The following is a 13,631-nucleotide window of genomic DNA, read 5'->3' as shown; positions in this document are numbered from 1 at the left end:
ACGGTGACCTGGTGACCGAGTCAGCCGCAGCCTTCGAAAAGCCCGCCAACCTCACCATCGGCCCGCTCGAACCGGCTGACCGCAAGACCTGGGAGGAGCTCTTCGCCGGCTACAACGAGTTCTACGGACGGACCATGCCGGCCGAATTCTTCGACCATTCCTGGGCCGAATTCACCACCGGCACCCGAATGCATGCGCTGGCCGCCCGAATCGATGGCGAGCTGGTCGGGATCGTCCATTTCCTCACCCACGCGAGCACCACGTCGGCCGATTCCTGTTACCTGCAAGACCTTTTCACCGCCCCGGCAGCGCGCGGACGTGGCGTCGGCCGCGCGCTGATCGCCGCCGTCACCGACTGGGCCCGCACCCAGAACTGCGGCCGCGTCTACTGGTCGACCCACGAATCCAATACGACCGCCCGCCGCCTCTACGACCAGGTCGCCGAGAACCGCGGCTTCATCATCTACTCGGTCCCGCTGTAACGAGCCGCCAGCTCCTTGCCGAGCCGGGCCAGCTCGGCCTGGACGGACGGCGGATCCAGTACCTCGACCATCGCGCCCCAGCCGGCCAGATGCTGGGCGATCATCAGGGGACTGGGCGCGGTCAGCCGGAGCTTGATCCTCCCGTCACCGACCGGCCCGACGACCTCGACATGCCGGCCGTGCCGATCCTGCATCACCCACAGGTAGCGCTCCTCGATCAGCAACGTCGCAGCCAGCAACGACCGCTGCTGCTCCATCTCCTCCACCACCCGGCTCCACGCCTCGGACAGATCGAAGTCGTCCGGCCGCTCAGCCGGTACGCCGGTGAGCTCCGCCTCCGTGATCCGCTCGACCCGGAAGGTGCGCTGGCCCTTCTCTGTCCCGGCGATCAGGTACCAGATGTCGTCCTTGTCGATCAGCCCGAGTGGATCGACCAGCCGTTCCGACTCGGCCCGGCCGCGGCCGACGTACCGGAGTCTGACCTTGACCCGCCGGACGACGGCATCTTGCAACCGGCGGACCAACTCGGGCCGTTCCTTGACGTGTTCACCCCAGCGCGCCGGGTCGATCACGACGGACTCGGCGGCGGCTTGGGCATCCGCGCGGAACGTATCGGGCAGCGCCCGCACCAACTTCCGCAGCGCGGCCTTCGCCTCCGGCGCAACCGACGCCGCGGGGCCGACGAGTAGGAACAGCGCCTGCGCCTCGGTCGCGTTGAGCCCGGTGAGATCGGTCCGTGCGCCACCCAGCAACGACCATCCACCGTTGCGCCCAGGCTGTGGATAAACCGGGATCCCGGCCGTCGACAACGCCTCCAGATCCCGCCGCGCCGTCGCCACCGAGATCTCCAGCTCCTCGGCCAGCTCGGCCGCGGTCACCCGGCCGCGCGCCTGCATCAGCAACAGAGTCGCCACCAACCGATCAGCCCGCATGCACCGATCCTGTCAAACAAACTGCTCACCCGGTGACTACTTTGGCTGAGTTTTGTCGGCGGCCGTTCCTAGCATGGGCACCAACAGTCGGCGAGTGGGTGGAAGGGGACCGCGATGACGACGCTGGAGGGCCGGACGGAGTCCGCGCTGATCGTGATCGACGTGCAGAACAGCGTGATGGAGGGTGCCCACGACCGGGACGCCGTGGTCGCGAACATCGCCACCCTGGTCGACAAGGCGCGCGCCGGCGACGTACCGGTGGTCTGGGTGCAGCACTCCAGCGAGCACATGCCGATCGACAGCGACGGCTGGCAGTACGTCCCCGAGCTGAAGCTGGGGGAGTCGGAGCCTGTCGTCCACAAGCGCTACCCGGACTCGTTCGAGGACACCGATCTCGAGTCCATCCTCGCCGACCGCAAGATCGGCCGCCTGGTCGTCACCGGCGCCCAGACCGACGAGTGCATCCGCTCGACCCTGCACGGCGCGATCGTCCGCGGCTACGACACCCTCCTGGTCAGCGACGCCCACACCACCGAGGACCTCTCGGAGTGGGGCGCCCCGACTCCCGACAAGGTCATCGCCCATACCAACCTCTACTGGGAAAACCACCAAGCCCCGGGCCGCACGGCCGGCATCGCCACGACCGCGGAGGTAGGCCTTGGAGATTCACCTTCACACTGACGCGTCAGACCTGGCCCACGAGATCTGGCCGATCTACCAAGAGGTTTTCGGCGATTTCGACACCTTCGACCACTGGCGCACCGACCTGTACGACCGGCACGCCACCCGCGACGGCTACCGACTCGTCACCGCGGTCGACGGGCCGGGTGTCGTCGGGTTCGGTTGGGGATATACGGGTCAGCGAGGGCAGTACTGGAGTGACCTGGTCTGCGAAGCGCTGCCGGCTGCCATCACCGATGAATGGGTCGGCGGACACTTCGAGTTCGTCGAGCTTGCGGTCCTGCCTGCCTACCGCGGCAGAGGGGTCGGCCGCGCGCTGCACGACAAGCTGCTCGAATCCGTCACCAGCCGCTGCCTGCTCAGCACCACCGACTCTCCTGACGACCCGGCGGTCCGGCTCTATCTGTCCGCGGGGTGGTGGAAACTCGGGGTGCTTCGGCCTGGAGTTCAGGTGATGGGCAGACTTGCGGCATGACTTTGGATCAGCGGCAGCGGGAGCTTCTGGCGGAGTGGTTGCCACGGGCCGAGGTGGTGAAGGACCTCAGCTGGGGACTCGTCGGCACGACCGTGCTGGAGCTGATGCACGAGGGCGAGCAGTACGTCGTCAAGGCGGGCGACGACGCCGACGGCAACATCGCCCATGAACTGGAGGCGCATCGGGCCTGGCTGAAACCGTGGACCGCCCACCGCCGCGCACCGGAACTCGTCCACGGCGACGAGCGAGCCAAGCTGCTCCTCACCCGCTACCTACCGGGGCAACTGGTCGAGGGCACCGACCACGAACGCGATCCAGAGACCTACCGCCAAGCCGGCGAACTACTGGCCCAGCTCCACGGCCAATCCGCCGTCGCCGATGACTTCGAGGCGGGGGAGAACGAGAAGGCGCTCTTCTGGCTCGCCCAGCCGCACCGGATCGCGCCCGACATCGTCGACCAGCTCCGCAAGCTCATCGACACCTGGCCGACACCGACCACCGAGCTGGTCCCGACGCACGGCGACTGGCAACCACGCAACTGGCTGATCGACGACGGCACGGTCAGCGTGATCGACTTCGGCCGGGCCCGCCTCCGCCCGGCGTACACGGACTTCGGCCGCCTGGCGGCCCAGCAGTTCCGCACCGACCCGGCCTTGGAGACCGCCTTCCTGAGCGGCTACGGCACGGACCCCCGAGACCCCGGTACCTGGCACCGCCAACGCGTCCGCGAAGCCATCGGCACCACCGCCTGGGCCCACCAGGTCGGCGCCGACGACTTCGAACAACAAGGCCTCCGCATGATCACCGAAGTCCTCGCCGGCTGAAGGGTGGGAGGCAGGGGAGGTGTTCTCATCTAATTGTGTTGCTCGGTGACGGGCGGAGCACCTAGCGTCGCGAGTATGACCTCCCAGCTGGTGGCGCTCGAGTTCGATGCGAATGATCCGGTCCGGCTCGCCCGGTTCTGGGCCGGTGTGCTGGGCCGCGAGGTGGCCGAGGACGGTGTCACGTTGCTGGCCGGTGGGGACACCGAGTTCCAGATCCGGTTCCAGCCGACCGACGAGGCGAAGACCGAGCCGAACCAGATGCATTTCGATCTGACCAGTCAATCGCTCGAGGGCCAGCAGCAGAAGGTGGCGAAGGCGCTGGAGCTGGGTGGCCGGCACATCGACATCGGCCAGACGCCCGACGACGGCCACGTCGTACTCGCCGATCCCGAAGGCAACGAGTTCTGCGTGATCGAGCCGGGTAACAACTTCCTGGCCGACACCGGAGTGATCGGCGCGCTGTCCTCCGACGGCAGCCAGACGGTCGGGTACTTCTGGAGTGAGGCGCTGGGCTGGCCGCTGGTCTGGGACCAGGACGAGGAGACGGCGATCCAGTCGTCCCAGGGCGGCTCGAAGATCAGCTGGGGCGGCCCGCCGGTACGACCGAAGACCGCCAAGAACCGGCTACGCCTCGACATCGCCCCACCCGCCGGCAGCGATCAGAAGACCGAGGTCGACCGCCTGATCTCCCTCGGCGCCAAACGCAGCGAAACCGACCCTGGGGAAGACGGCTCGATCCCGATGACCGACCCCGACGGCAACGAGTTCACGGTCCTCGCACCCCAGTGATCCACTCAGGTAGCCCGGTCAATCAACCTCGCCCGAGCTGGTCCCGGCGGCGGATCAGGTAGGCGGTTTCGGCTGTGTTGCCTGCTAGTTCGATGGCTTTGTCGTAGGCGGCCCGCGACTCCTGACTCCGCCCCAACCGCCGCAAGAAGTCGGCGCGAGTCGCGTGGTACGCGTGATAACCCGCCAACCTGTCCTCGAGACGATCGACGGCCGCCAGCGCGACCTCCGGACCGTCGAGCTCAGCGACGGCGATCGCCCGGTTGAGCGCGACGATCGCCGACGAGTCGAGGCGTACAAGCTGGTCATACAGCGCAACCACCTGCGACCAATCGGTATCACCGACCGCGCGAGCCGACGTGTGCACGGCATTGATTGCCGCAAGGATCTGATAGCGACCCGGAGCAACCCCAGCAGCCAGCCGCTCGCGCACCAGCCGATGCCCCTCATCGATCATCGCCACGTCCCAGGCCCCACGATCCTGCTCAACGAGCGTCACCAGTTCACCGGTCGCGGACACCCGAGCGGCACTACGCGCCTCGGTCAGCAGCATCAGCGCCAACAGCCCGGCGACCTCACCGTCGTCCGGCATCAGCGCCCGGATCAACCGGGTGAGCCGGATCGCCTCGGCGGTCAGCTCGTGACGTACAGGATCGGTCTCGGAACCAGTCGCCAGATACCCCTCGTTGAAAACCAGGAACAGCACGGCGAGTACGCCAGACACCCGTGCCGGCAGATCCTCCGCAGACGGCACCCGGTAGGGGATCCGGGCCGCCTTGATCTTCGCCTTCGCGCGGGTGATCCGCTGACCCATCGCCGTCTCCTGCACCAGGAACGCCCGGGCGATCTCGGGCACAGTCAGCCCGCCGACCATCCGCAGCGTCAGCGCCATCCGGGTCTCCATCGCGAGCGCCGGGTGGCAGCAGGTGAAGATCAGCCGGAGCCGCTCGTCGTCGATCGCGCCAAGGGACTCGGGTGGTTCGTCGTCGGCCAACATCTGAGCCTCCTTGTGCTTGTCGTCGCGCTTGCTCTCCCGGCGGATCCGGTCGATCGCCTTGCGGTTGGCGGTGGTGGTCAGCCAGGCGCCGGGATTCGGCGGTACGCCGTCGGCCGGCCACTTCTCGACGGCAACCGCGAACGCCTCGGCAGCCGCTTCCTCGGCGATGTCGAGATCACCGAACCGTCTGGTCAGGGAGGCGACCACCCGCGCCCACTCCTCGTGGTGGACCCGGGTGATCGCCGCCTCGACCTCGCTCACAGGAACGGCCGCACCTCGACGCGACGGTTGCAGGCCTTCGACCCCTCGGCGGCGAGCTTGAGCGCCTCGTCGAGATCGGCCGCCTCCATCACCCAGAAGCCGGCAAGGAACTCCTTCGACTCCACGAACGGCCCGTCGGTGAACACCGGCTCGGCCCCGCGGTTGTCGATCACGGTGGCCGCGCTGGGCGCCGCGAGCCCACCGGCGAAGACCCAGTTGCCGTCGGCGATGATCCGATCGTTGAACACATCGATGGCCGCGCGCTCCTCGGGCGTACCGGCGTGCGTGGCCTCGTCCGCGATCACAGAAACCAGATACTGCATCTCAACTCATCTCCTGTGGTTCCAGGCGTCCCTGCCGGGCAGCCACTCACCCCTGCAACGAACTCCTGGAGCCCCATCCGACACAGGCTCAGAACTTTCTCCGACGAATCCTTCCAGAAAGAAGGGGCGGGCTCATCGGGTCAGTGCTGCGACGGCGCGGGCTGCCAGTCGTTCGGCGTACTCGATGCTTCCCGGCTGCAGCCATCCTTCGTTGAGGGTTGGCGTGGATCCGTTGTTCACCGCCACCTGGTAGTCGAGGCAGGCCAGCCAGAGTGCTCGCATGTTCAGGATGCGGGGGAGTCGCTCCAACTCGTCGTCGCTGAGCCGAACGTGCTGCCGGTAGCCACGCACGACTGCGTCGATGTTGTCCGGGTTGCCTTCGGCTGTGGTCCTCAGGAGCCAGGCGAGCGCGGGTAGTCGCGGACCGCGCCCGGAGCCGGCCCAACCTACGATCGTGAGCGCGCCGGGGACGCCGACGGCGGCCCAGAGGTGGTAGTTACTGTGGGTGATCGCCTCGGGCAGTCCTTCGGCGTCGTCAGCGTTCTCGACCTGATCGCGCAGCCAGTCGAACTTCTCGCGGCCGGCGGGGGAGACCTTGTCCTCGACGCTGGCCAGGAAGCTCATCGCCGCGGCCAGATCTTGTTTCGGTCTGCCTACATAGAAGCCGCCGTCGGCTTCCTCCGCACCGCCGTCTCTGGCGACCGCGCCGTCGGCCTGGGGGAGTGCATGCAATCGCCCGAGCAGGCTACCCAGTTCATATGCGACCTCGGCGGGATCGTCGTCCTCGGCGCCCGGGCGTCCGCCGTCGACGAACCGGGTGACGATCACCCCGCTGTCGTCGAACGTCGACACAGGCTCATCGTGCGCGATCCGTTCGGCGGGGAAGTCGTGCGCAGCCAGAAACCGCAGGATCTCCGCGTCGCCCTCAACCCGAGCGAGCTGATCTGCCGGCGACGAGAACACCCGGGCGATCCACGGGGGACCGTCCTCCCGACGGACGACCAACGTCGACGGATAGTGACCCGGCCACGAACCACGCGGCCGGGTGGCAGGATCGTCGTCGATCGGCGCCAGCGAGCTGATCCGAATCCCGTACCGAGCCTCGAGATGGATCTTGAGGTCGACGCTCCCGAACGGCCGATTCCGCGCGAACGGCGATCGGTTGATCTGCTCCAGATCGGCAAGTGCCTGGGTATACCGCTGTCCGGTCGCGCGGGCCCGATCCCGGACGGCGCGCTTGAAACTGCCTTGCTTGGTCATGACAAGCCTCCTCGACATGTCTTCGCCCCCCAGCGACGCGACACTCGATCCAGGCCTGGACACCAACACTTGGCCTTGAGGGCGGATTCCCCTTCGCCTTCTCGAGGACTTCGCTGGGGGAGGTCCACAGAGGCTGGGCGTCGGCCGACGCCAGAACCTCATCTTAGGAGAGGGCCCGGATCCGTACTAGTTGACATAATGTCAGTTATCGGACATTCGGGGAGAAGGCTCAGGAGAGCGGTCACGAGCTGTTTTCGAGCTGATTCTTGCCTCGACGCCGGACGACGAGTTCTGTCAGCGGCTCTCAGAGCGCCGTGGCGGCAGAGTCGCTGTGGTTGCCGCGGCCGTGTCGTCTCCAGGAGGCTCGGATCCGGCCCGGGGCGTCAGAATGGCTGTCGACCATCGCCGCTGATGCATTTATCCCCCGAAGACGGCCCGGCGGCCGACCCCGGTTGTTTCATGCATAATCACCATTATGCAGCAGGTTTCAGCCAAACTTGTTGCCTGATGCAAGGAATCTGAGCAGGGGAGTAAGGCACCGATCGCAAACTGTCGGTGGCGGTCGGTAGAACTCCCCCATGAAGGTTCTCGCAGCTCAGTCGGCGTTCTTCGCTGCCCGGCGTCCTCGCAAGGACTCCCCCCACACAACCGACGCCTACCGCCGCGACCTGGCCGGCATCACCACGCTGCTCTGCACCCACCTCGATGTCGAGCTCGAGCAACTCGAGGTCGACGACCTCACCGCCCATGCTCTGCGCGCCGCCTTCGGCGCGTTCGCCGACAGCCACGCCAAGAGTTCCGTACTCCGCGCCTGGTCCACCTGGAACCAGTTCCTCACCTTCTGCGTGTCCGACAGCCTCCTGGCCGGCAACCCGATGGGAGCAGTGGCCAGACCCAAAACCCCTCCCCTCTCCCCCAAGCCTCTCCGCGGCGAGGACACCCCCGAAGTCCTCCTGCGTTCGGTCGCCGACGGCGCCCGCCAATCGCGCGACCCGTGGCCGGAGCGTGACGTCCTGGTCATCGCGCTCGGTCTCGTCGCCGGTCTGAGATCCGGTGAGATGCGCACTCTGACAGCGGATTCGCTGGCCGGCCGCCCTGGCGAGATGCGCCTGCACGTCCACGGCAAAGGCAGCCGTGACCGTTCCATCCCGGTCCAGCCGATCATGGCCAAGATCATCGAGACCTATGTCGATTCGTGCGTACAACGCTTTCCCCGCAAGCGGTTCGGCCGCTCGACCAAGCTGCTGCTGGACCGTACCGGCGAGCCGATCGGACGTGGCGGCCTCGAGTACCTGGTGAAGTCCTGTTACCGCTGGGCCGGTCTGCACGATCGGGTACCGGCGGGCGCCAATCTCCACGCGCTGCGCCACACGTTCGCCACCAGGCTCGCCGAGGACGGCGCCACCGCGACCGAGATCATGAGGCTGCTCGGCCATGCCAGTCTGGCCACCAGCCAGAACTACATCGAAGCGACCGGCCGGGAGCAACGGGCCGCCGCAGCGAGCAACCGCACCTACCGTTCCCTCGACCAAGTGATCAGTCCACCACCAGAATGTGAGGCGTGACCGGGATCAGAGAAGACTTCCTCTCCGTTGGTGCATCCGCCGCACGGCTTCTGCGCGAGCCCGCGGTCAGCGAGGCATGGTCGAAACCGAGCGCTCTGGAGGAGTTCAGCGTGGGCGGCCTTGCGGGCCACCTCGCGTACCAGGTGCTGGCGATCCCCGAGATCGTCGCCGCACCCGTCCCCACCGAGCCGACGATCTCGGTGCTCGACCACTACGCCCGGGTCGAGTGGATCGACGCCGGCCTGGACGACGAGATCAGCCTCCGGATCAGGTCCGGTGGCGACCTCGTCGCGGCGGACGGTCCCGTAGTACTGGCGGATCGGCTGGATGCGGCGCTCGATCAACTCACCGCGGGGCTGCCGGAGATCGCCGACCGCCCGGTCCGGATCTCGTTGTGGGGGCCGTGGTCGCTGATGCTCGACGACATGTTGCTGACCAGGTTGATGGAGCTGGCCGTGCACTCCGACGATCTGGCCGTCAGTGTGGGGTTGCCGACGCCCGAGCTGCCGCCGCGCGCGGTGGAGACGGTGCTGGGTCTGCTGACGCGACTCTCCGTCCGGCGGCACGGCGCGAGCGCGGTACTGCGTACGCTGTCTCGGGCGGAGCGGGCGCCGGGGACGATCACCGCCTTCTGACCCGCGCCGTCCATCAGTGCCGTGAGGAGCTCCGATGTACCGAAGGCTTGTCATCAAGTTGTCCGGCCAGGCGATCGCGGGATCGGCCGAGTTCGGCTTCAGCAGCGACAGCCTGACGCATCTGGCCCGTGAGGTGATCGCCGCGCACGAGACCGGCGTCCAGGTGGCCGTGGTCGTCGGCGGCGGGAACGTGTTCCGTGGCAACCGGGCCGAGGACTGGGGTATCGACCGGGTCGAGGCCGACAACATCGGCATGCTCGGCACCGTCATCAACGCGGTGCTGCTGCGCGGCCGGCTGTCGGCGCTCGGCGCGAAGAACGTCCGGCTGATGACCGCGATCCCGATCAACAACCTGGCCGAGCCGTACATCCGGCTGCGCGCGCTGCGCCATCTGGAGAAGGGCGGCATCGTGTTGCTGGCGTGCGGAAACGGTCAGCCGTTCCACACCACCGACTATCCGTCGGTCCAGCGCGCGATCGAGCTGGGCGCCGACGCGCTGCTGGTCGCGAAGAACGGCACCGACGGTGTCTACGACGCGGATCCGAACAAGGTCGCCACCGCTCGCCGCTTCGACCGCCTCAGCTACCAGGAGGTCATCGACAAGGGGCTGGGCGTGATGGACCAGAGCGCCTTCATCCTCGCGCGCGACCATGCACTCCCCCTGCACGTCTTCGACATCGACCACGACGGCGCCGCCGCGGCCATCAGCTCCGGCGCCCACATCGGCACCCTCATCGACTGAGCTCAGACTTCAACCTGGGTTGACAATGGGAGGTCTGATACCGACGAGCCGACGCGGACGGTGAAGGTGCCGGGCTCGGTGGTCCAGACGTTGTCCCAGTGCTCGAAGGCATGGGTGTGCAGCGGGACGGTGATCTCGCTGGACTCGCCTGCTTTCAGGCGTACGACTGCGAAGCCGGCCAGCCAGCGGATGGGGCGATCCACAGTGCTTTCGGGGCGTTCGGCGTACACCTGGATCACGTGTTTGCCGGCTCGCCTGCCGGTGTTGTGGACGGTCACCGTGGCAGCGGTCGCGGAGGCATGGAGGTCGGACAGCGACCAGGTGGTGTAGCCGAGGCCGTGCCCGAACTCGAAGGCCGGTTCGGTCCCGGCGCGGAGCCAAGCGCGGTATCCGAGGTGGATGCCTTCGTCGTACCGGACGACGCCGTCCTGTGGGGTGACGTCGATGACCGGTACGTCGGCCTCTTCGCGTGGCCATGTCGTGGGGAGCCTGCCACCTGGCTCGACGATGCCAAGCAGGACGTCGGCCAGTGCGTTGCCGTACTCCTGGCCGCCGAAGTAGGTGACCATGAGCGCAGCAACTTCGTCACGCCAGGGCAGCAGGACAGGCGAGCCCGCGTTGACGACCACGACTGTCCGGGGATTCGCTGCGATCACGGCTCGTACCAGCTCGTCCTGACGGCCGGGTAGCGCGAGAGTCGTCCGGTCATGGCCCTCGGACTCGACCTTGGAGTTGGTACCGACCACCACGACCGCCACGTCCGCGGCCCGGGCGGCCGCGACGGCCTCGTCGATCAGCGCCTGCGGGTTCGAGCGGTCGGGCTCGACGCCGACGGTGATGCTCAGGGCGTTGCCGAGACCGCCGTCCGATCTCGCCAGCTCCAGTTCCACGCGGACGTCGACCGGCTGGCCGGCGATCACGTCGAGCGGGGTGGAGATGGATGGCGGTGACAGCAGGGCGGCGCCGAGGTCCGTGCCGACCGGTACGGAGACGTCGTCAAGGAGAAGCTTGCCGTCGGCATAGATGCGGCCGCGACCGACGGAGGCGAACCCGAGCAGCACCGCCCCGGACTCCCCTGGCGTGTACGTCGTACGGAACTCGAAGACCGACGTGTCGCCGACCGGCGCGTCTCCACCGAGATAGACGAGCGCGCTCGAGAGACGGTCCTCGGCGAACAGCTCGGAGCCGTCCTCGGCCAGGAAGCGGACCCGGGCGCCCGGCCGGCCGGTCTCCGGATTGGTCATCGTCGACAGCGGCAACTCTGCGACACCTTCTTGGACCACGGCGCCGATCGAGTACGTGACCTCGGTATCAGGAAGCGCCGCACGTAGTCCGTCGAGCGGTGAGACCACGGACGCCGGGATGACGGTCGCGCTACCGCCGCCCTGGGTCCGTGCGTCCCGGGCGTTGTGTCCGATGACGGCGATCCGGTGGAGTGTGGTCGCGTTCCAGGGCAGCTCATCGGCGTTGCGCAGCAGGACCGATCCTTCGGCCGCCGCCGAGCGGGCGAAGGCGATGGTGTCGACCTGCGGAACCTCAGCCGGTTTCTCGAACCCTTCGAGGGCACCGACCCGGGCCGCCAGCGCGAGCAGCCGCAGCACCTTCCGGTCGATGGCGTCCTCCTGGACCTCACCCGACCGGACGGCCTCGACCAAGGCGTCTCCCCAGGCTCCGATCGGACCCGGCATCGCCAGGTCCTGCGAGTGTTTCGCGCTTTCGACGCTGCGTACGGCGGTCCAATCGCTGACGACGACGCCGTCGAAGCCCCACTCGCTGTTCAGCGGAGTCTCGAGCAGCTCGTTCTCCGACGCGGTCGCGCCGTTGATCGAGTTGTAGGCGCTCATCACCAGCCAGGCCTTCGATTCGGTGACAGCCTTCTCGAAGGCGAGCAGGTACACCTCGTGCAGCGCGCGCTCGCTGACCACGACGTCGGCGGTGAAGCGGTCGGTCTCGAAGTCGTTGGCGACATAATGCTTCGGGGTGGCGCCGACGCCGAGCTCCTGCACGCCGGCCACGTAGGCGGCGGCGAGTTCGGCGGTCAGTACAGGATCCTCGCTGAACGCCTCGAAGTGACGGCCGCCGAGGGGCGATCGGTGCAGGTTGATCGTCGGGCCGAGGACGATGTCCACGCCTTTGCGCCGGGCTTCGAGTCCGGAGGCCACGCCGTACCGGTGGGCGACGGCCAGATCCCACGACGACGAGAGCGCGGTCGCGGACGGGAGGTTGAGCGATGGATCCCGCTCGTCCCAGACCGGCCCGCGAACACCGCTCGGCCCGTCGGACAGCACCATCGACCGCAGCCCGATACCGGGCAGCGGATGGGTCGACCAGAAGTCCTGCCCGGTGAGCAACCGAACCTTCTCCTCGAGCGTCAGTCGACCGAGAAGATCTGCGAATTCAGCGGGTGTCAGGCTCATGCCTGCCACTGTAGGCGCGCGAGGAAATCCTGACCGCCGCGCTCGAGGCGGACACGGCGCGTCTGGGTGACGAGTCCGATGCGGTCGGCAAGCTCGGCGCCATCGTGCGGCACAACGCCGACGTTCCGGGGCTCGTCCAGTTGTACTCGACGTTCTCGGCGGAGGCCGGCGATCCGCAGCATGGGGCGCACGAGTACTTCGTGGAGCGTTATCAACTGCTGCGCGAGGCGCTGGCCGAAGGCGTGCGGGACCGGCAGACGCACGGAACGATCAGCCCCGCGGCAGATCCGGAGAAGATCGCCACCCTCCTGATCGCCTTGTCCGACGGGCTGCAGATCCAGTCCCAGTTCCAGCTACCGGACGAGCCGGCAGACCTCCTGGACCACCTGATCGAGCTGCTGCGCCCCACGTCTCGCACCTGACAGCCGAAGCCCGCCTTCAGATCTCGAGCACAGGCAGATCCGCTTCGATCGCTTCGAGGTGCGCGGCATACCAGTCTCCCCCGGCGGCGTGCTCCCAGAGCATGGCCATCACACCCCAGATGGTCCGATAGAACGCCAGCGTCCAGTCCAGCTCGGCGCTGCGTTCGATCCCGTACCCTCGCAGCAGAGCGTCCGTCGCAGCCTCCCCCGCCCGCGAGAACCGCCCGAGATCGAACAGCGGATCCCCGAAGGCGACGTCGCCCCAGTCGATGAACCCGGTGAAATGGTTGCCCTCAGCAAAGATATGCCGAGGATGCAGATCGCCGTGCAGGAGCCGCGGCGCCACCGGCGTGAGCCGATCCGCGAACCTCAGCCCACGCAACCGGCGTACCAGTTCGTCGTGGACGATTCCCGCCAGTACTTCGAGATTGTCCAGCGGCCGCACAAGCACCGAGAGCCAGTCGTCCCGCAACCCTTCCTGCAGGAAGCCGTATCCCTCGCCAGCCACCTCATGAAGTCGCCGCAACTGCCCGCCGGCCTGCTCCAGAACGGCCGGCTCAGCCGATGCCGACCCCTTCAAGGCACGCTCGATCAGGTATCCGGGTCCGCTCTCGACAATCTCAGGTGCCAGTACTCCGGCCTGTCGCGCGCGCTCGCAGGCCCAGACCTCCGCCGACATCGCGGCAGCCGCGCCCGACTTGTAGTAGAGCGTCTCCCCCGCATCCGTCCGCAGCCGAAAACTCTCGTTGCCGATAAAACCCTGGACGGGTTCGATGGAGGCGAAGCGCGTGGGATCGAGCACCCGGCCCACCGTAGACGACCCGCGTGT

At 67.6% G+C, this 13,631-nt stretch carries 15 protein-coding genes; 9 read left to right on the top strand and 6 right to left on the bottom strand.

Annotated elements, in window-relative coordinates:
- Positions 1–11: 11 nt before the first annotated feature.
- The gene (locus ACIA12_RS06670; RefSeq protein WP_396365817.1) at positions 12–482 is read left to right on the top strand and encodes a GNAT family N-acetyltransferase; all 471 of its coding nucleotides are present in this window, start codon (positions 12–14) and stop codon (positions 480–482) included.
- Here ACIA12_RS06670 and ACIA12_RS06665 read toward each other — a convergent pair.
- Positions 464–1,414, bottom strand: a complete 951-nt coding sequence (locus ACIA12_RS06665) for a helix-turn-helix transcriptional regulator (RefSeq protein WP_396365815.1) — start codon at positions 1,412–1,414, stop codon at positions 464–466. The two genes, ACIA12_RS06670 and ACIA12_RS06665, sit on opposite strands and share 19 nt — an antisense overlap.
- A 114-nt stretch (positions 1,415–1,528) precedes the next feature.
- Between ACIA12_RS06665 and ACIA12_RS06660 the strand changes: the two genes are divergently transcribed.
- The 4 genes from ACIA12_RS06660 (at position 1,529) to ACIA12_RS06645 (ending at position 4,183) form a co-directional block, all read left to right on the top strand.
- Positions 1,529–2,095 carry an isochorismatase family protein gene (locus ACIA12_RS06660; RefSeq protein ID WP_396365814.1) on the top strand — a complete coding sequence of 189 codons (567 nt, stop codon included), beginning with the start codon at positions 1,529–1,531 and terminating at the stop codon, positions 2,093–2,095.
- Positions 2,073–2,570 (top strand): GNAT family N-acetyltransferase, encoded by a 498-nt coding sequence (locus tag ACIA12_RS06655; protein ID WP_396365812.1) that lies wholly within the window; start codon positions 2,073–2,075, stop codon positions 2,568–2,570. Before ACIA12_RS06660 ends, ACIA12_RS06655 begins: the two co-directional genes overlap by 23 nt.
- Positions 2,567–3,394 (top strand): phosphotransferase, encoded by an 828-nt coding sequence (locus ACIA12_RS06650; protein ID WP_396365810.1) that lies wholly within the window; start codon positions 2,567–2,569, stop codon positions 3,392–3,394. Before ACIA12_RS06655 ends, ACIA12_RS06650 begins: the two co-directional genes overlap by 4 nt.
- Before the next feature lie 75 nt (positions 3,395–3,469).
- Positions 3,470–4,183 carry a VOC family protein gene (locus ACIA12_RS06645; protein WP_396365809.1) on the top strand — a complete coding sequence of 238 codons (714 nt, stop codon included), beginning with the start codon at positions 3,470–3,472 and terminating at the stop codon, positions 4,181–4,183.
- 22 nt (positions 4,184–4,205) lie between these two features.
- On the opposite strand, the gene ACIA12_RS06640 is transcribed toward ACIA12_RS06645, so the two are convergent.
- The 3 genes from ACIA12_RS06640 to ACIA12_RS06630 all read right to left on the bottom strand — a co-directional run bounded on the left by ACIA12_RS06640 (position 4,206) and on the right by ACIA12_RS06630 (position 7,021).
- Positions 4,206–5,438 (bottom strand): RNA polymerase sigma factor, encoded by a 1,233-nt coding sequence (locus tag ACIA12_RS06640; protein ID WP_396365807.1) that lies wholly within the window; start codon positions 5,436–5,438, stop codon positions 4,206–4,208.
- Positions 5,435–5,761, bottom strand: a complete 327-nt coding sequence (locus ACIA12_RS06635; RefSeq protein ID WP_396365805.1) for a YciI family protein — start codon at positions 5,759–5,761, stop codon at positions 5,435–5,437. The genes ACIA12_RS06640 and ACIA12_RS06635 overlap by 4 nt, the downstream gene beginning before the upstream one ends.
- 132 nt (positions 5,762–5,893) lie before the next feature.
- Positions 5,894–7,021 carry a phosphotransferase enzyme family protein gene (locus ACIA12_RS06630; RefSeq protein ID WP_396365803.1) on the bottom strand — a complete coding sequence of 376 codons (1,128 nt, stop codon included), beginning with the start codon at positions 7,019–7,021 and terminating at the stop codon, positions 5,894–5,896.
- A gap of 578 nt (positions 7,022–7,599) precedes the next feature.
- Between ACIA12_RS06630 and ACIA12_RS06625 the strand changes: the two genes are divergently transcribed.
- Genes ACIA12_RS06625 through pyrH form a run of 3 tightly spaced genes read left to right on the top strand, consistent with a single transcriptional unit; the run spans position 7,600 to position 9,963 of the window.
- Positions 7,600–8,586: a tyrosine-type recombinase/integrase gene (locus tag ACIA12_RS06625; protein WP_396365802.1), complete on the top strand. Its 987-nt coding sequence runs from the start codon at positions 7,600–7,602 to the stop codon at positions 8,584–8,586.
- The gene (locus ACIA12_RS06620) at positions 8,583–9,221 is read left to right on the top strand and encodes a maleylpyruvate isomerase N-terminal domain-containing protein (RefSeq protein ID WP_396365801.1); all 639 of its coding nucleotides are present in this window, start codon (positions 8,583–8,585) and stop codon (positions 9,219–9,221) included. The genes ACIA12_RS06625 and ACIA12_RS06620 overlap by 4 nt, the downstream gene beginning before the upstream one ends.
- A gap of 34 nt (positions 9,222–9,255) precedes the next feature.
- Positions 9,256–9,963 carry a UMP kinase gene (gene pyrH, locus ACIA12_RS06615; protein WP_396365800.1) on the top strand — a complete coding sequence of 236 codons (708 nt, stop codon included), beginning with the start codon at positions 9,256–9,258 and terminating at the stop codon, positions 9,961–9,963.
- Positions 9,964–9,965: 2 nt separating this feature from the next.
- Here pyrH and ACIA12_RS06610 read toward each other — a convergent pair whose 3' ends face one another.
- Positions 9,966–12,380 carry a glycoside hydrolase family 3 protein gene (locus tag ACIA12_RS06610; RefSeq protein ID WP_396365798.1) on the bottom strand — a complete coding sequence of 805 codons (2,415 nt, stop codon included), beginning with the start codon at positions 12,378–12,380 and terminating at the stop codon, positions 9,966–9,968.
- Between the two features lie 104 nt (positions 12,381–12,484).
- Between ACIA12_RS06610 and ACIA12_RS06605 the strand changes: the two genes are divergently transcribed.
- Positions 12,485–12,802, top strand: a complete 318-nt coding sequence (locus ACIA12_RS06605) for a TetR family transcriptional regulator C-terminal domain-containing protein (RefSeq protein ID WP_396365797.1) — start codon at positions 12,485–12,487, stop codon at positions 12,800–12,802.
- A gap of 16 nt (positions 12,803–12,818) precedes the next feature.
- Here the strand turns inward: ACIA12_RS06605 and ACIA12_RS06600 are convergent, their stop codons facing one another.
- Complete coding sequence (locus ACIA12_RS06600; protein WP_396365795.1) at positions 12,819–13,604, bottom strand: aminoglycoside phosphotransferase family protein; 786 nt, start codon at positions 13,602–13,604, stop codon at positions 12,819–12,821.
- Positions 13,605–13,631: the final 27 nt, after the last annotated feature.

Source organism: Kribbella sp. NPDC051620 (genome assembly GCF_044453825.1).
GTDB lineage: Bacteria > Actinomycetota > Actinomycetes > Propionibacteriales > Kribbellaceae > Kribbella.
This window is presented reverse-complemented; position numbering and strand designations above follow the sequence as displayed.